Annotated in this window: 14 protein-coding genes; 6 read left to right on the top strand and 8 right to left on the bottom strand. The window is 63.6% G+C overall.

Going from position 1 to position 16429, the window contains the following annotated elements:
* Positions 1 to 105 precede the first annotated feature (105 nt).
* The 3 genes from HP499_RS01655 to HP499_RS01645 all read left to right on the top strand — a co-directional run bounded on the left by HP499_RS01655 (position 106) and on the right by HP499_RS01645 (position 3396).
* On the top strand, positions 106 to 1677 hold the full coding sequence (locus tag HP499_RS01655; RefSeq protein WP_172322232.1) for an aromatic amino acid ammonia-lyase: 1572 nt from the start codon (positions 106 to 108) through the stop codon (positions 1675 to 1677).
* Complete coding sequence (locus HP499_RS01650) at positions 1674 to 2735, top strand: PLP-dependent cysteine synthase family protein (RefSeq protein ID WP_172322231.1); 1062 nt, start codon at positions 1674 to 1676, stop codon at positions 2733 to 2735. Before HP499_RS01655 ends, HP499_RS01650 begins: the two co-directional genes overlap by 4 nt.
* Before the next feature lie 178 nt (positions 2736 to 2913).
* A complete protein-coding gene (locus HP499_RS01645; RefSeq protein ID WP_172322230.1) occupies positions 2914 to 3396 on the top strand; it encodes a carboxymuconolactone decarboxylase family protein in 483 nt (160 codons plus the stop codon).
* A 292-nt stretch (positions 3397 to 3688) separates the two neighbouring features.
* On the opposite strand, the gene HP499_RS01640 is transcribed toward HP499_RS01645, so the two are convergent.
* A complete protein-coding gene (locus tag HP499_RS01640; RefSeq protein WP_172322229.1) occupies positions 3689 to 5143 on the bottom strand; it encodes an amino acid permease in 1455 nt (484 codons plus the stop codon).
* Between the two features lie 253 nt (positions 5144 to 5396).
* A complete protein-coding gene (locus HP499_RS01635) occupies positions 5397 to 6338 on the bottom strand; it encodes an aminodeoxychorismate lyase (protein WP_172322228.1) in 942 nt (313 codons plus the stop codon).
* 158 nt (positions 6339 to 6496) lie between these two features.
* Between HP499_RS01635 and cls the strand changes: the two genes are divergently transcribed.
* Entirely contained in the window at positions 6497 to 7897 is a 1401-nt protein-coding gene (gene cls / locus HP499_RS01630; protein WP_253951318.1) for a cardiolipin synthase, read from the top strand.
* 21 nt (positions 7898 to 7918) lie between these two features.
* Here the strand turns inward: cls and pabB are convergent, their stop codons facing one another.
* From pabB to HP499_RS01615, 3 genes are all read right to left on the bottom strand, one after another.
* The gene (gene pabB / locus HP499_RS01625) at positions 7919 to 9952 is read right to left on the bottom strand and encodes an aminodeoxychorismate synthase component I (RefSeq protein WP_172322226.1); all 2034 of its coding nucleotides are present in this window, start codon (positions 9950 to 9952) and stop codon (positions 7919 to 7921) included.
* Entirely contained in the window at positions 9949 to 10509 is a 561-nt protein-coding gene (locus HP499_RS01620; protein ID WP_172322225.1) for a low molecular weight protein-tyrosine-phosphatase, read from the bottom strand. The genes pabB and HP499_RS01620 overlap by 4 nt, the downstream gene beginning before the upstream one ends.
* Before the next feature lie 107 nt (positions 10510 to 10616).
* Positions 10617 to 11222 carry a TetR/AcrR family transcriptional regulator gene (locus tag HP499_RS01615; protein ID WP_172322224.1) on the bottom strand — a complete coding sequence of 202 codons (606 nt, stop codon included), beginning with the start codon at positions 11220 to 11222 and terminating at the stop codon, positions 10617 to 10619.
* A 100-nt stretch (positions 11223 to 11322) separates the two neighbouring features.
* Here HP499_RS01615 and HP499_RS01610 point away from each other — a divergent pair, with 100 nt between their 5' ends.
* Positions 11323 to 11631 (top strand): hypothetical protein, encoded by a 309-nt coding sequence (locus HP499_RS01610; protein WP_172322223.1) that lies wholly within the window; start codon positions 11323 to 11325, stop codon positions 11629 to 11631.
* Between the two features lie 79 nt (positions 11632 to 11710).
* Here the strand turns inward: HP499_RS01610 and HP499_RS01605 are convergent, their stop codons facing one another.
* From HP499_RS01605 to HP499_RS01595, 3 genes are read right to left on the bottom strand one after another with little or no spacing between them, the layout of a single operon-like run.
* Complete coding sequence (locus HP499_RS01605) at positions 11711 to 12667, bottom strand: ribokinase (RefSeq protein WP_172322222.1); 957 nt, start codon at positions 12665 to 12667, stop codon at positions 11711 to 11713.
* On the bottom strand, positions 12664 to 14109 hold the full coding sequence (locus HP499_RS01600) for an MFS transporter (RefSeq protein ID WP_172322221.1): 1446 nt from the start codon (positions 14107 to 14109) through the stop codon (positions 12664 to 12666). Before HP499_RS01600 ends, HP499_RS01605 begins: the two co-directional genes overlap by 4 nt.
* Positions 14109 to 15155, bottom strand: a complete 1047-nt coding sequence (locus HP499_RS01595) for a nucleoside hydrolase (protein WP_172322235.1) — start codon at positions 15153 to 15155, stop codon at positions 14109 to 14111. Before HP499_RS01595 ends, HP499_RS01600 begins: the two co-directional genes overlap by 1 nt.
* A gap of 211 nt (positions 15156 to 15366) precedes the next feature.
* On the opposite strand from HP499_RS01595, the gene HP499_RS01590 reads away from it, so the two are divergent.
* On the top strand, positions 15367 to 16425 hold the full coding sequence (locus HP499_RS01590) for a LacI family DNA-binding transcriptional regulator (RefSeq protein WP_172322220.1): 1059 nt from the start codon (positions 15367 to 15369) through the stop codon (positions 16423 to 16425).
* The last annotated feature ends 4 nt before the right edge of the window (positions 16426 to 16429 follow it).

Below are 16429 nucleotides of genomic sequence, written 5' to 3'. Positions count from 1 at the left end.
GGTGCACGGGGTGTTGGACAAGCTCACTCCGGAACTGCGGCGTCGTGGCCTGTTGAGGAAGAGTTACGGCAACGGTGGGTTCCGGCAGAATCTCCTGGACTTTTGATGGCCTCTGCTGAGCCCCGCACCCTTCACTTGGGGACAGCGCCGGTTTCCGCGCGGAGTGTGGCCCTGGCAGCTGCCGACCCGTCGTTTCATGTGAAACTCAACCCAGATGCGTTGTCTTTGCTGGGACGTTCCCGTGAGGTGCTGGAGCGCGCTGCTTCCTCCGGGCAGCGCGTCTACGGGTTGAACACCTTGCTCGGATCCGGCCGTGACACCGCTGTGGAGGAGAAGTCACTGCTGGCGTACCAAATCCAAGTGGTCAGGTATCACAACAGCGGCGTGGGCTCCTACCTGGACCGCCCCACGGCCCGCGCCGTGATCCTGGCCCGGCTCATCGGCTTCAGCCGCGGAGGCTCCGGCGTGCGTCCGGAAACAGCCGGTTTCTATGTGGAGATGCTGAACCGTGGAGTCCTTCCCGCCATCCCACGCGAAGGCTCAGTAGGCTCCTCGGACCTCACCCAACTCGCCGCCGTCGCAGCCGTTGCCATCGGTGAGGGCCATGCCTTCGATGCCGATGGCGCGTTGATCTCCGGTGCCAAAGCGCTCGCCGACGCCGGCCTGCAACCTTTGGTCCTCGCGCCCGGCGAGGCACTCGCCCTGGTCAGTGCCAACGCTTATTCCATCGGCGCCGGAACCCTCGCCTTGGCGCGGCTGCGGCACCTGGCCCACCTGGCCGACGTCGCGCTTTCCCTCTCGCTGGAGACCATCGCAAGGTACGACGACGGCGGGAACCTCAGTCCGTTTTCGCCGGCCATTCAAGCGGCAAAGGCGGTGGACGGCCAGGGTGACTCGGCTGCTGCTGTGCTTCACCTGCTCCGTGGCGGGTGGTTGGAGGATGTTCGTCCTGAAGCCTCGGTACAGGATCCGTTGTCCTTCCGGGCAGCGCCGCAAACTCACGGGGCGTTTCGATCCCTCGTGACGCAGTTGGGTACTGCCTTGGAGGTGGAACTCAATGGCCGAGGCGATAATCCGTTGGTGGACGTCGAATCCGGCCTCATGGTGTCCGGCGGGAACTTCCAACCGATGCAGCTGGCCCTGACGTTTGAAAGCTTGAGGTTGGCGCTGGCACACGTGGGTATTTCCAGTGAGCGGCGCATCGCCAAGCTGTATCCGCCGCAACGTGCCATCCGGGCCAGGCACCTACAAGCGGCATCGTCCGGAGAAGGCCTGGCGGCTGAGGAACTTCCGGGGCTGCTCTGGTACTCGGCCGCCGGTCTGCTGGCCGAGCTCAAGTTCCTGGCCGCTCCGGCCACCCTGGGTGCGCCAACCCTGTCCGCCGACGTCGAGGACCACTCCACACTCGCCCCGCTGGCCTTGCAGCAACTCGAAAAGTCGCTGGAGGCTGCGGAAAAACTCCTGGTGATCGAGGCTTTGACAGCCTCGTATCTGCTGCTCGAAGCGGCGGCAGGGCAGCCGCTCGGGAAGGGGACAGGCGTCGTCGTGGGTCGACTCGCTGATGTGCTGGCCGACAGCTCGGCCGCGCCCGACCTTGTGGAACGGGCGCGGACTGCGTTGCGCGACGTCCTGGACCAGGTATTCCCGGAAACAGAGGAAGGGGCGGGATTGCGGTGAGCACAACGGTTCGCAAACACGGAGTGCACGCGGCAACCTCCACGCCGGACGTTCTGGACGCCTCGGTCCTGGACAAGGTGGGCAACACGCCTTTGGTGAAGTTGGAGTCGCTCAGCCGGGGCCTGGGGAGCACCATCCACATCAAGCTTGAGTCCGAGAACCCCGGCGGCTCCATCAAAGACCGTACCGCCCTCAGCATGGTCCGGGCGGCTGAGAGGTCCGGGGAACTGAAACCTGGAGCCACGATCGTGGAGAGCACCTCGGGCAACACGGGGATCGGCCTGGCCTTGATCGGGCACCTGACAGGGCACCCGGTGGTGGTGGTGACCGGCGATACGATCTCCGAGGAGAAGCTCGCCGCGCTCCACAATTACGGTGCCCGCGTGATCCTGACCGACTGGAACGCAACCTCCGAATCGCCGGAGAACGCCCGCGCCGTGGCTGCCAGGATCACCGCAGAGACACCCGGTGCTTGGCGTCCCATGCAGTTCGACAACCCAGCCAACCCCCTGGCGCACTACCAAACCACCGGACCCGAAATCTGGGAGCAGACTGGTGGGCTGATTACGCATTTCGTCGCGGGCATCGGAACTGGAGGGACCATCAGCGGGAACGGGCGTTTCCTGAAGGAACGTGTGGCCGATTCACGGCCCGTCGGGCACTTGGAAGTTGTCGGTGCCGATCCTTACGGGTCCGCCTACAGCGGCGGGCATCCCGGCGAGATCCTGGTGGACGGCGTGGGCAACTCCTGGCCTGAAGCGGAGTGGCCCAAGGCTTTCGACCGCACAATCGTGGACCGCTTCCTTCGCATCCCCAATGACGAGGTCTACACCACCGTTCACCGGCTCCTTGATGAAGAAGGGCTTGCGCTTGGCCCGTCGTCCGGGCTGGCCGTGGCAGCGGCTGTCCGGGTGGCCCGGGCCGCACCTCACGGTTCCGTGGTGGTGGCCATAGCGCCCGACGCCGGTACCAACTACCTGAGCAAGGCCTTCAACCCGGTGTGGCTGGCGGAGCACGGCATCCGGCTCGCCGCCGACGCCCCTGCCGCGCGCGAATAGAACCCTCTTTCACGTCCCGCGGGTTTGGGGTGGTCCCTCTTTCACGTCCCGCGGGTTGGGGGCGGTCCCTCTTTCAGGTCCCGCGGGTTTGGGGCGGTCCCTCTTTCAGGTCCCGCGGGTTGGGGGTGGTCCCTCTTTCACGGGAGGCTACAGGGGCCCTTTGCGCTAGGCTCCAACCATGCCTGAACAGGAAACAAAACCACCTCTGGCCGGCTATCTGGACAAGCAGCAGCCGGATCTTTATGCGACTTTGAGCCACTATTCCCAGCAGCTTGTAGACGAAGCTGACCGGCTGGGGATCTCGCGCCGCACCCTCGAACTCATCAACTACTTGTGCTCGCAGATCAATGGCTGTGCCTTCTGCCTGGACCTCCACCATCGTCGGGCCCTGAAGTATGGCGAAACGGAACAGCGGTTGTCCTTGGTAGCCGTTTACAAGGAAGTGCAGCTCTTTGATCCCGCTGAAGTGGTAGCCATGGAAATTGCGGAGCAAATAACCCGCATGAGCTCTTCGCGGCCCAGCCCTGAGCTTTTCGAACTGGCACGCCGGCACTACAGCGACGAGCAAATCAGTGTGCTCTGCATGGCCGCGATCGGAATCAATGCCTTCAACCGCCTCTCCATTTTGAGTGAGCACCCGGTCCGCGCGGCCAAAAAGTAGGCTCTGGGTCCAGACCCAAGCCCGGGCATTCGCGGCGAGTGCCGTCGTCGTGAGTTCCACGGAACCATGGCCGCGTGCGGCCACCACCTACTTTGGCCTCCCAAAGGCCCCAGACACACCCTCTGGTAGGCGTGTTGGGGAGGTCTGGCCGGCAAAGTCGGTGGTGGAGGCACGGCCAGCGCAGGTTCCTGACCCTCTTTGAGACGAGATCAGCCCTTGGGCAACCAGGAAAGGTTGCCCAAGGGCTGATCCGTGCCGAAAAGAGGTCAGGAGGCCGCGGCCGGAATGGGACCTAAGCGTCCACTGCCTTCTTGAGCGACCGGCGTCGGCCGTACTTGAAGTAGAAGACGGCGTAACAGGCGCCCACGAAGGGAACGCCGAAGAGGAGTGCCGCTACCTGATTGGGATCGAACGCGATACCGATCAGTGACACCAGGCAAAGCGCGAAGGCCAGGATCGGGACCAGCGGGAACAAAGGAGCCTTGTAGGGAAGCGTGCTGAGGTCCCCACCGTTTTTGATGAAGGTCCGCCGGTAGATGAAATGCGAAGCCACAATGGACATCCAGACACCAACGGTGGCGAAGCCGGCTACCGAGACGAGCACGAGGTAGACGGTGGCCGGTGCCACAACGCTGCTGATCAATGAGGCCAGACCACCAAGCATGCTCACGCAGAGGGCAACCATGGGGATGCCACGCTTGGTGAGCTTCTTGAAGACCTGCGGTGCGTGGCCTTCATCGGCGAGCGAGAAGAGCATGCGGGCACAGGAAAAGAGGCCGCAGTTGCCTGCCGAGAGCAGCGCCGTGATGATCACGAAGTTCATGATGTCCGCGGCGTAGGGGATACCGAGCATCGAGAAAACGGTGACGAACGGGCTCTCGTCCACGCTGACTTTTTCGTAGGGGATGGTGGCCGCGATGACCAGGATCGCCCCGACGAAGAAGATCATGAGCCGGATGACCGTGGTCCTCATGGCCTTGGGGATGTTGGCTCCGGGGTTGGCGGTTTCGCCCGCGGCAACGCCGATCAGTTCCGAGCCGGAGAAGGCGTAGAAGACCGCCAGGCAGGTGACGAACACTCCGGTGAAACCGTTGGGGAACAATCCGTCCGGGGTGCTGAAGTTCTCGCCAAAGGAGGGGAAATCTCCCGCGGCAAGGGGGTGGAAGCCCGCCAGCGCGGCGCCGCCGAGGATGATCAAGCCGACGACGGCGGCGACCTTGATCAGCGCGAACCAGAACTCTGATTCGCCGAAGACACGCGATGAAATGGCATTCAGGGTGAACAGGACGCTGGCGAAGATCAAGCACCAGATCCAGACGTCAACGCCAGGGAACCAGCGCTGCATGAGGAGACCGGCCGCGGTAAATTCCGAGCCCAGCGCCACGGCCCAACAGAGCCAGTACAGCCAAGCGGTGGCGAAGCCGGTAGCAGGGCCGATGGTGCGGGCGGCATAAATGTGGAAGGCACCTGAGACGGGGAACGCGACAGCGAGCTCCCCGAGGCAGGCCATCACCAGGTAGACCACCACGGCGCCGATGAGGAATGCCAGCACGGCACCCAAGGGGCCTGCTGTGGCAATGGTGTATCCGGAACTAACGAACAGGCCTGATCCGATAACGCCGCCCATGGCGATCATGACCAGGTGCCGGGCCTCCATGGACCGGCGAAGACCTGTTTGTGAGGCACCAGTCCGGGACTGTGCCTCTGTTGCCGATGCTTCGGCTTCTGTGGGGGAGCTGAGTCCCATATTCCCTCCGGGAAGTTAGCCAGCAAAGTCTGAAGTAGTACCAGCCGGACGTGATCCAACTAACACGAGAACAAGATTCATCACATGACGAATGACCATTTCAAGGAGGATAAGGAATGCGATTGAACGCGCAAAAACCTCAAGGCTGAGGCTAAGATTCCCTAATCAATGAGTCACGCGAGCGATTACTCTACTTGTTATCTGTTAGGTTCCATGCGGAGCTCCATTACCGGAGGCCGCTGCCGCGAGTGGGCTACTCGATCCCTGCAAACAGTTGATTCAGTTCAGCAGTGAGCTGTTTGCGCACCTCGACCGTGCCGATTTCCTTGCCGTTGATGTGGTTCACGGGGGCGATCAACCGGATGCTGGAAATCAGCCACACAGCGTCGGCGTCGAAGAGGTCCTGCGGCTCCAAGGGACCATAACCGAGTTCCCAACCAGCGGCCTTGGCTGCGGCGAACAATGCACCCTGCGAGGTGCCCGGAAGGATGCCGCTGTCCAGCTGGGGAGTGATGAGGCGCCGAACAGTCCTGACCGAACCGTCGCCGTCGTGGACTGTTTCAAGGTGCGCCAGCAACACAGTGGACGTGGGCCCCTCCAGGACCCGGCCGTCAGTGGAGGTGAAGATGGCATCGTCGGCACCCTGCTTGTGGGCGTAGCGCAGGGCCGCCATGTTCACGGCGTATGAGAGCGTCTTTGCGCCCAGCAGCAGCCACGGTGCGCGCTCGCCGGCTTCGGTATCAAAGCCGCGGTCCAAAAGTACGACGTCGATGCCCGTCTCGCGCTGCCGGCGACTGCCCGCCGGTGAGGGCGAAGCCTGGACCCAGCAGGTGGGGCTGGCTGCACCTTCAACTCCGCGGGTCACGATCAGCTTGACCACAACCTCGTCCTCCTCCGGAGTGGGAGCAGGGTGGACGTCGCGGAATTCGGTGATGGCGGTCTCGATGGCGCGGCGCCAGGCGTCCTGCCCGGGAAGCACCAAGTCCAGGGCTTCTGCTGAACTGCTCAGCCGGTTCAGGTGGGCCTGTACCTTCCGGGGACGTCCTTGAACGGCGAGCAGGGACTCGAAGACGCCGTCGCCGCGGGTAGCGCCAAGGTCCGTTGCCATGAGCTGCGGCTGGCTTGAGTCGGCAACTCGTCCGTTTTCGAAGGCGGGGTCCAGGAAAACCAGGACCGTGGGAGCAGGTGAAGTCATGGTCCCAGCTTAGTGCGGGGCGATGTCGCATGACTTTGCCGGATAGGCTGTGGTCACTGCTATTCATGGACCGTGGGGGTTTGTAGGTGCTGTTTCCTTTTCCGTTTGGCCAGGAGTGGACCTGGTTATTAGGCGCGTGGGCCATTGCGGAAGTGATCATGCGCATTGTGCTGCTGGGGATCATTCCCGGCAACCGACGTCCCACCACCGCCATGGCCTGGCTCTTGGCTGTGTTCCTCATCCCATCCGTGGGGTTCGTCCTCTTCCTCCTTTTCGGCAACTTCAAACTGTCCAAACGCAGGCGTGAGCAGCAGGAAGAAGTAAATCGACGCGTTCGCGCGGTGACCTCCGATCTCGCTGATCCGGTCAGCGTGTACTCCGGCCCGGAATGGGTGAAGTCCGCAGGGGAGCTGAACCACCGGCTCGGATCGCTGCCCATGGTGGACGGCAACAAAGTTGAGCTGATTCCCGGTTACGAGGAATCGATCAAAGCCATGGCCGAGGCTGTCCGGGGAGCCAAGGACTACGTCAACGCCGAGTTCTACATCATGAGCAGCGACTCGGTCACGGACGAGCTTCTGACCGAGCTGGAGAATGCGACCGAGCGCGGTGTCACTGTCAGGCTCCTCTTCGACCACATCGGAACACTTCGGGTTAAGGGATACCGCCGCCTGATCCGCCGGCTCAAAGCAAGCAAGATCCAGTGGAAGCGGATGCTTCCGCTCCTGCCGATCCATGGCCAATGGCGGCGTCCGGACCTGAGGAACCACCGCAAGATCATGGTGATCGATGGACTGGTTGCGTTCACCGGTTCGCAGAACTTGATTGAGCCTTCCTATAACAACCCAAAGCACCACAAAGTGGGGCGCAAATGGGTGGAGCTCATGTCCCGGCTTGAGGGACCGATAGTAGCCACGCTCAATGTGGTGTTTGCGACGGACTGGCTCAGCGAAACCGACGAGTCCTTGGAAGACCAGTTGCGCCTGCCGAGCCAGCCGCCCCCTGGGCGCGTTACAGCCCAGGTAGTGCCGAGCGGTCCGGGGTTCGCCACCGAAAACAATCTCCGTCTGTTCAACACCCTGATCTATTCGGCACAGCACACCATCTCCATCTGCAGCCCCTACTTTGTCCCGGACGACTCCCTGCTCTACGCCATCACCACCGCAGCGCAGCGAGGAGTCTCCGTGGAGCTCTTCGTCTCCGAAAAGGGGGATCAGTTCCTGGTCCACCACGCCCAGCGCTCCTACTACGAAGCCCTGCTGGACGCCGGGGTCCGCATCTATCTGTACCGGGCGCCATACGTCCTCCACGCCAAGCACTTCACCATTGATGATGAGGTGGCCGTGCTCGGTTCCAGCAACATGGACATGCGCTCCTTCTCCCTGAACATGGAGGTCTCGGTGATGCTGCTGGGTTCCGAAACCGTGAACCTCATGCGGGCCGTGGAGTCCACGTACCGCGAGGTGTCCCGTGAGCTTATGTTGGAAGACTGGATGGACAGACCCCCGCTGGCCAAGTATGTGGATAACGTGGCCAGATTGACCGCGACGCTCCAGTAGTCCTCAACAGCAGACCAAGGCTCAGCCCGGGAAATCGGCGCCCAACGTGGACAGCACCCCGAAAGCCTTGGTCCGGATTTCTTCGTACTCGTCGTCGGCAAGGGAATCCGAGGTGATGGCTCCGCCCACGCCAAGGGACAGGGTGCGCCCGCCGGCGTCGTCGGGGTTTACCACCAGGGTCCGGATCACCACGGCGAGGTCCGTGGCCGCGTTCAGGGAGAAATAGCCGATGGCGCCGGAGTAGATGCCCCGTGGGCCGGACTCGAGTTGGTCGAGGATGTCCATGGAGCTGATCTTCGGCGCGCCCGTCATGGAACCGGCGGGAAAGGCTGCAGCCAGGGCTTCCGCCCGGGGAGCGCCCGGACGAAGATGAGCGTCAATGGTGCTCACCATTTGATGGACCGTGGCGTAGCTCTCGATTGCGCATAGCCGGCTGACAGTCACTGAACCCGGAATGGCGAAATGGCTGAGGTCGTTGCGCAGCAGGTCCACGATCATGATGTTCTCAGCGCGGTCCTTCAGAGATGTCTCAAGGTCGTGGCGCAGGGCAGCATCTTCTGAGGCGTCGGAGGAACGGCGCCGGGTACCCTTGATCGGCTCGGCGCGCATGCCGCCGTCGGACAGTATGCGGAGGAATCGCTCCGGCGAGGTACTCGCGACCACCAGTTCGCCGAACCGAAGGTAACTGGCGAACGGCGCCGGGTTCCGGCGTCGAAGGTTCAGGTAGCTCGCCCAGGGATCGAAATCCCCGGCAGGTGCTTCCAGCATGGTGGTCAGGCAGATCTCGTAGGAGTTGCCTTCGCTGATCTGGTGTTGGGAGTCCTCGATCTTGCGCTTGTAGTCCGTCGCGTTGTCCCGGCTGACGAATTCAGGAACCGCTGCGGATGTCCCGGTAAGGGCGGTTCTCACCGTAGCGGCGGCATCCTCGACGGCGGCGCGGGCCTTGCGTAACCACTCTCCGGCGTCGGGCGCATCCAAGGCGAGCAACCAGACAGTCTTTTCGCGATGATCCAGAACCACAGCCCGGCCGGCGAAGAGCAAGGCGGCATCGGGGGTGTGGGAGGGGACGTCGTTGCCGCCGGTTTCGCGCTTGAGTTCGTAGCCGAGGTAGCCGAGCCAGCCCAGCGTGAACTGGCCGTCATAGCCGCGGGGTGCGCGGACGGCCCGGCGGCCCCAGACGGAATCGAGCCAGCGGAAGAACTGGCCCGAGGTACTGACGGAGGCGGAACCGGCGCTCACGCGGGTAGTTCCTGAGCGGTGCAGCACCGACTGGCCGAACGTGCCGCCGTCGTCGGCCAGGATGCTGAAGCGGCTGCGCGCGGCGGCCTGTGAACGGCCGGCGACTGCGGAGGCGTTGGAGGAATCGAGCCACACCGCGTTCGCGGACCGGCCGTAGAGGGACTCGAACAGCAGCGCAGCGTCGGGCGTCGCGTCCAAGCGTTCGGAGCGTAGCTGGAGGCCTCGGCGCGCGCTGAGTTCGGGTGACAAGACCGAGGCAATGGGCGGCAAATACATCAGGGCCCGCAGCACGTCGTCCGGCGCACTTCCGTCCGCGAGGTTCTGGACCCGGACGTCGGCAGCGCTGATCACAGCATCGGAGGCAAGCCACTCATCCTCTTGGGCCGCCCAGCTGTCCCAGTAGGGTTCGTAGGTGCTTCCGTCACGGGTCAGCGCCCGACGACGGCGATCGTCACCGGGGGATTCCACCCACACTACAGCGTCCAGCATGGGCCGGGCAGCATCGGCCGCAGCGCCTACGCCTTCCACAATGATGATTTCGGCGGGCAGCGTGACGTTCAAACCGCCGTCGTAATGTTTTTCCCAGTCCCAACTGGTCCATTCCGCCGCTTGGCCGGAACTGAGCGGCGTCAGGACCGTGCCGACGTAACGTTCGATGCCGGGCAAGAGGCCGTTCCAGCCGGGATAGATGTCCTCCAGATGGAACAGCGAAACTTTGTGGTGCTGCCGCAACCGTGCCGCCAGTTCAACGGCGAGCGTGGTTTTACCTGCGCCGGACCTGCCGTCAACAGCGATGATCACAGGTGCAGGGGTCATGTCATAGAGGTTACCTGCTGGTGGTCATGGCCTGCGGTTGTCTCGGCCCGGCTGATGGCTGCCTTGACGTACTGCACGATTCCGGGGATTGCGGCTTTGATGAGCGTAAAGGTGTTGTCGAAGTCCGTGTGTCCGCCATACCAGGGGTCCTCGATGCCGAGGTCCAGGGAGCTACGCCCCTGCATATGGGGATCGAAGCTGCGGAGCATCCGGACCTTCTCAAGGGAAGCGTGCTCCGGGGCTCCTTCCTGAAGCCAGCCGAAGTGGTCAACGTCCAGGGCAAGGATCAGGTCCCGTTCGGCATACCATTCACGCCGCCACTCGCGGGCGACGTGGTCTTCCGAAGCGAGGTGCTGTGCTGTGAGGACGCGGGCGGCGCGGGGGTCGATCGGGTGCCCCACCTCGTACCCGGTGGTGCCGGCGGAGTCCACCCGCACCAGTTGGCCGAGCCCTTCCGCGGCGAAGGCTTCCGTCAGCATGAGCGCTGCCATGGGCGAGCGGCAGATGTTTCCCGTGCAGACCGTGATGATGCGGTATGGGCTCGTCGTTGAGTACATGCAGCAAGCATGATTCATGGCGCCCCCTCTTGGCTAGGGGCAACTTCACAACGGAGTCACTTTTCCTGTCAAAGCTGTCACGCGCAGGCGTGGGGTGTATGCACGCGCTAGGCGGGAGCGGCTTCCGTTGCCTCGGCAGCCAGCGCTGCGGCGGCCAGGAAAACGGTGCGTACGACGGCGGCGCGTCGCCTTTCGGTGCGGCCGGGGTCATTGCCGGCCATAAGTCCGTCCAGTGCGGGGAGTACCGGAGCGGCGTCGCACAGGCTGACGATCGTAATCAGGAGATCACCGGCGTCTTCACGTGAGACGCCAGGCAGTGCGGCGATGGTGCTGTTGACCTTGGAGGCGCAATTGGCCATCCGCTTGGGCAGCCCGACAACTTCGGTGCCTCGCTCCAGTCCTTCCCAGAACAGGAGCCGTGGTGCCGTGGCATCCTTCTGGTGGTGGTCGAAGAGCCGGCCCGCGTAGTCCGCCATGGCCTCGGGGCCGCTGCCCTCGATGGGGACCTCATCCATGAGTGAACTCAGGGCGGTGACGATCACGGCGTCGAACAGGGCGTTCTTGTTGCCGAAGTACTGGTAGATCCGTTCCTTGTTGACGCCGGCTTCTGCCGCGATGCGGTCAATGCGGGCACCGGCCAGTCCACGCGCGCAAAACTCGGATGTTGCTGCCTCAAGCAGCAGCCCTTTGGTTCGCTCTGTGTCCCACGCCATACGGTCATATTACCAGTTTCCAACCAGGTGGTTGTAATTGCTTGCCGCCGGGGTTATGGTGAACACAAGCCCAAAAGCAACCGTTTAGTTGGAGAATGCCATGACCACTCAAACAACCTCCCAAGCCGCCGTCGAACCCGCAGCTCCTTCCCGCCCGTTGGGACCCTCCATTCACATGCGGGCGCTCATTACCTGGCTCGCCATTTTCCCGCTGGTGTCCATCGGCATGCTGCTCCTGGGCCCCATCATGGAGCCTCTCCACCCGGTCCTCCGGGCCTTGTTGCTCACAGCACTGGTGGTTCCTGCTGCTGTTTACGTGGTGGTTCCCCGGCTCATGGCCGGCCACGGTGTCCTCTCCCGCAAGGCAGTGGAGCGCTCAGCACGGCGGACGGCCCGCACCTCCGCTTAACCCAAGTAGGTAACAGCAAATGCTCCACCGAGGCCTCAGTGGAACGTTTACTGTTACCCAGTTGGGTGCCGGGCTGGGACTAAGCGTCCCGCAGATGCTCGACGTCGGCGATGGTGGGGTACACGGCCTGCGTCCCCTTCTTCGTTGCAGCCAACGCGGCGGCCACCGAGGCGAAGGAAGCGGCGGCAGCGAGTGAATCACCGGCAGCCAAACGCGCAGCCACGGCACCGGTGAAAGCATCGCCGGCACCCGTAGTGTCAACCGCAGAAACGCGTGTGGGTGCGATGCGGGTGATCTGCTCTTCAGCGCCACGTGCCAACGAATCCAGGACCACTGAACCCTGGGCGCCGAGCGTCACCAGGACCCGTTGCAGGCCACGGTCCGCGAACTGGCTCCTGACCGGCTCCCACGCCTCGGCCTCCGAGCTGGCGTCAGGAATGTCCGCTTCGGCGCCAAGAAACAGCGAAGCCTCGTGCGCGTTCACCAAAAGCACATCGCTCAACCCGGCCAAACGCTCCGGCACCTCGGCGTAAGGCGAGAGGTTGAGCAGAACCGTTGCGCCGGCGTCGTGCCCTGCTTGGGCTGCGGCGATCACAGTATCGATCCCCACCTCCAGGCAGAGGCACACCACAGCGGCGTCCCGGAAAGCGTCCGGTGTGACGTCCGCGGGCCTGAGTGTCCCGTTGGCGCCGGCGGAAATGATGATGCTGTTCTCGCCACTGGAGTCCACGGAAATGACGGCAACCCCGGTTGCAACCTCCGTACGCAGGACGCGCGACACATCCACTCCGGCGTTTGCTGTTGATTCAAGGAGCATGGTGCCGTTGGGGTCCTCACCCACGGCGCCAATCAGGGTGACCTGCCCGCCGAGTTTGCTGGCAGCCACCGCCTGGTTGGCGCTCTTTCCGCCGGGATTCACCGCGAAACCGTTGCCGTTAACTGTCTCGCCGGGTTGGGGGAGACGGTCGCAGTAGATGGTGAGGTCTGCGTTGAGGGAGCCGACGACGACGATTCCCGCCTTGGGTGCGCTGGTCATGCGGTCACCTTCTGGTCCTCGGTCACTTCGGCGTCCACAGGCTTGGGAATCAGGAGTGAGGCCGCGAAGGCGGCGAATGTGATGACAAGGCCCACCACCACAACGGTCAGGTAAGAAGCCTTGGCGTCATTGAGCGAAGCCGTGGCCACCAGGACTGCCGGAAGGACCAGGAAGCTCAGCCCGGCGCCGAGGTTGAAGGCGCCGGCGTTCATGCCCGGAAGGAAACCGGGGTTGCCCTGCGGCGAGAGAACCACGCCCAGTCCGTTCAGCATGATGTTGACCGTACCGGCGTACATGATGCCCAGCAAGGCCGTTCCCACGATCATCATGGGCAGGTTGTTGAGGCCAAAGAACGCAATGATCGCCAAGGCCACCAGGCTGCCGATCAAGCCGATGCGCAGGACCTTGGTGTAGCCCAGGACAGGTGCCAGGCGGCCGCTGATGGGACCGAAGAGCCAACCAAGAAGGGCGTACGGGGTCAGGATGATCAGCGACATCTCCGTAGGACCGACGCCAAAGCCAGGATCAGCTGCCTGCACATAAGCGGGAACAATGCCGTTGATGACCGCGAAAATACCGGTCATGGTCAGCGTGGTGGTCAGCAGCGGAGCCCACGTGGAGCGCTGGCGCAGGTGCAATGTCTCCACCATGGGCTGCTTGGCGCGCTTCTCAACAGTCCAGAACGCAAAGAACGCGACGACGGCAATCACCGTGAGCACGAGCGCGAGGGTCAGGGTTCCGGCGTCGAAGGCTGTGGCCAGTTTGGCGCCCTCGTTCAGGGCGGTCAGCAAGGCGCCAACGGCGATGACAATGCAGAACACGCCCAGCCAGTCCATGGTGGTGCCGGCAGCGGGCTTGCTCTCGCCGGCGAGGACGGCGATCAGGACGGTGGCGATCAGGGCCAAGGCAACCATGAGCCAGAAAATGCTGCGGAAGCCGAAGTTCTCAGCGAAGTAACCGCCAACAAACGAGTCCACGCCGGCCACGCCGCCGTTGACTGCCGTGATGAGGCCCATGAGGGTGCCGTACTTGCGGGGGTTGGTCACAGCGGAGCGGAGCATGATCAGGCAGAGCGGAACCGTGGGACCGCTGACGCCCTGGATGATGCGGCCCACGAAGAGCCACGTAACGTCAGGGGCCATTGCTGCGATGACAGAGCCCACTGCCATGAGGAGCATCATGCCGACGAGGATCTTCTTGCGGCCCACAATGTCGCTCAGGCGGGGGAGGAAGAGGGAGAAGAGGGCAGCTGCGGTGAAGAACCACGTCTGGGACAGGCCGATGGTGGCTTGGTCCGTGTTGAGTTCGTTGCCCATGGTGACCAGGGCCGGGCTGAGCATGGACGCGTTGAGCTGGAACGCCACACACGCTGCCAGCAACGCAACCATGAGGGCGGTGACGTTGCCGTGGGTGGACTTGGATTCAGTTGCGGGGGAGGACATTACTTGGCTTCTCCTGCCAGGATGGCCTCGGCGGTGGCACTGACTTCGACGTCGGTTGGGCGGCCCGCCGCGGTGGCGGCAGCACCGGCGTCGTGCGTTGGTTCGCCGATCCGTTCGATCGCGTCGGTGACCAGGTCCCAGAACTTCTTGTGGTCCAGGTCCACGGCGACGGAGGTGTGGCAGTCGTCCGGGGCGGGGGCGCGGAAGTCAGCTACGGTCATGCCGAGGGTGAGCTTGCCCTGGAGTTCGATGTCCACGGGGACTTTGCGGGTGGTCATGACGGTGGGGTCGATCACGTAGGCCACGGCGCAGGGGTCATGGACCGGCGGGAAGTCGAATCCCTGGGCGTCCTTGTAGGTCTTCTGGAAGAAGTCCATGAGTTCCATGACGAACTTGGCGGGCTTGGTTCCGATCTTCGCGATGCGGTCCACCACCTCGTCCGTGGCCAGCGCCTGGTGCGTGAGGTCCAGGCCAACCATCACCACTGGCCACTTTTCGTTGAAGACGATGTGCGCGGCTTCGGGGTCGATGATGATGTTGAACTCCGCCACGGCGCTCCAGTTGCCCACGTGGTAGCCGCCGCCCATGAGCACGACTTCCTTCACGCGCTCCACGATCCGTGGCTCCTTGCGGGCTGCCATCGCAATGTTGGTCAGGCCCGCGGTGGGAACCAAGGTGACCGTTCCCGGCTCGTGCGCCATGACCGTTTCAATGATGAGGTCGACGGCGTGGCGCGGGTCCAGCTCGATGGCAGACTCGGGCTGTTCCGGGCCGTCCATGCCGGAATCACCATGGATGCTTGGGGCGGTTTCGATGGTGCGTACCAGGGGGCGGTCGCAGCCGGCAGCGAAGGGGACACCGGTGATGCCCGCAATGGTGGCCACCGAAAGGGCGTTCCGGGTGACCTTTTCCAGGGTCTGGTTTCCCACGACCGTTGTCACGGCCAGAAGTTCAATGTCCGGGTTGCCGTGCGCCAGCAGCAATGCCACGGCGTCGTCATGGCCAGGGTCACAGTCAAGAATGATCTTCTTGCGTGCCGGTGTCATGGTGTTGGGGTCCACGTTTCTCTCCACGTCATTGGGGCCTGCCTGGAACTTGCCCGGGGCAGGGCGCTAAGCATTCAGGGGAATTCTGGCACTCGTTTGCGGGCTACGTCAAACGCTTAACGTAGCCGCGGGCGTGTCGCTGTTGCTGGGACGTCAAGCGCTTGATGCCTTCTCGCAGGTCAGGGCCCCTTATGGACGCTACGATCGATGCATGGAATCCCCGGATCGGCGCCAAGGCCGCGCGCCCCGTTCGCCTCGTGTGACGGCCGCGATGGTGGCTGCCCGGGCAGGCGTTTCGACGGCGACCGTCTCACTGGTGGCGAATGGGAAAACCCAGGGACGGGTGTCGGAGGACAACATTTCCCGGGTCCGCTCAGCCATCGCCGAACTCGGTTATGTGGTGGACAGCATCGGCAGTTCCCTGGCCCGCGGTGTCAGCTCAATTGTCATACTGGTGACGCCGGATGTGTCCAACCCCTTCTTTGCCAACGTGATCGCCGGAGTGCGCGAGTCCTTGGGCTCCCAGTATCAGTTGTTGCTCTCGGTGACCGACGCCGGAGAATCGCCACAGGCTTCCGACGTGCGCAAACTATTGGCACTCCGTCCCGCCGGTTTGCTGGTGGGGGCGCCCAGCGCAGAATTCCTCGAGGACCTGTCCGCAGCCGGGCCCCTTGTGCTTCTGGACGCTCCGGGCCTAGAGTCCTATGCGCCCTCGGTGAACCTTGACGTTGCCCAGGGTGCCCGCGAGCTGGCCCGGCATCTGGCTGCTTCCGGCCACACGCGGGCCGCGTATGTGGATGGCGTCACTGGCACAACCACGTTCCATTTGCGGCGCGAAGCCTTCTTGGCGGAGGCTGCTGCGTGCGGACTTTCAGTGGATCCTGGCCATGTCATCAGCACCCCGATCGACGTCGGTGCTGCCGCTGCCGCGTTCGCCGAAGCCTGGCCGGAGTGGCAGCGCGAGGGGGTGACCGCCGTCGTCTGCGGAACCGACACCCATGCCTACGGAGTGCTGCAGGAAGCCCGCGTGGAGGGTGTCCGGATCCCTGAGGAGCTGGCGGTGGCGGGCTTCGATGATCTGCCGTACTCGGCCACGAGCAATCCCAGCCTCACCAGCGTCCACCTGCCGGCGACGCCCTTGGGACGCAAAGCGGGGGAACAACTGCGGGGACTGATGGAAGGCGTTGCTCTGGCAGAGCCGCATGTGACACTGGAAAGCTCGCTGGTGGTTCGGGGATCTACGTCAGCCAGCTGGCTGTCACCTAGCTAGCTGT

The organism is Paenarthrobacter sp. CM16, from assembly GCF_013179505.1.
Lineage (GTDB): Bacteria > Actinomycetota > Actinomycetes > Actinomycetales > Micrococcaceae > Arthrobacter.
The sequence above is the reverse complement of the archived record's forward strand: the minus strand, read 5'-3'. Positions and strand labels throughout refer to the sequence as shown.

Excerpts from the sequence above, each read along its gene's own strand:
- HP499_RS01620 (WP_172322225.1), bottom strand. The coding sequence starts at position 10,509 with ATGTACTCAACGACGAGCCCATACCGCATCATCACGGTCTGCACGGGA.
- HP499_RS01590 (WP_172322220.1), top strand. The coding sequence starts at position 15,367 with ATGGAATCCCCGGATCGGCGCCAAGGCCGCGCGCCCCGTTCGCCTCGT.
- HP499_RS01645 (WP_172322230.1), top strand. The coding sequence starts at position 2,914 with ATGCCTGAACAGGAAACAAAACCACCTCTGGCCGGCTATCTGGACAAG.
- HP499_RS01635 (WP_172322228.1), bottom strand. The coding sequence starts at position 6,338 with ATGACTTCACCTGCTCCCACGGTCCTGGTTTTCCTGGACCCCGCCTTC.
- HP499_RS01640 (WP_172322229.1), bottom strand. The coding sequence starts at position 5,143 with ATGGGACTCAGCTCCCCCACAGAAGCCGAAGCATCGGCAACAGAGGCA.
- cls (WP_253951318.1), top strand. The coding sequence starts at position 6,497 with ATGCGCATTGTGCTGCTGGGGATCATTCCCGGCAACCGACGTCCCACC.
- pabB (WP_172322226.1), bottom strand. The coding sequence starts at position 9,952 with ATGACCCCTGCACCTGTGATCATCGCTGTTGACGGCAGGTCCGGCGCA.
- HP499_RS01595 (WP_172322235.1), bottom strand. The coding sequence starts at position 15,155 with ATGACACCGGCACGCAAGAAGATCATTCTTGACTGTGACCCTGGCCAT.
- HP499_RS01615 (WP_172322224.1), bottom strand. The coding sequence starts at position 11,222 with ATGGCGTGGGACACAGAGCGAACCAAAGGGCTGCTGCTTGAGGCAGCA.
- HP499_RS01610 (WP_172322223.1), top strand. The coding sequence starts at position 11,323 with ATGACCACTCAAACAACCTCCCAAGCCGCCGTCGAACCCGCAGCTCCT.
- HP499_RS01600 (WP_172322221.1), bottom strand. The coding sequence starts at position 14,109 with ATGTCCTCCCCCGCAACTGAATCCAAGTCCACCCACGGCAACGTCACC.
- HP499_RS01655 (WP_172322232.1), top strand. The coding sequence starts at position 106 with ATGGCCTCTGCTGAGCCCCGCACCCTTCACTTGGGGACAGCGCCGGTT.
- HP499_RS01605 (WP_172322222.1), bottom strand. The coding sequence starts at position 12,667 with ATGACCAGCGCACCCAAGGCGGGAATCGTCGTCGTCGGCTCCCTCAAC.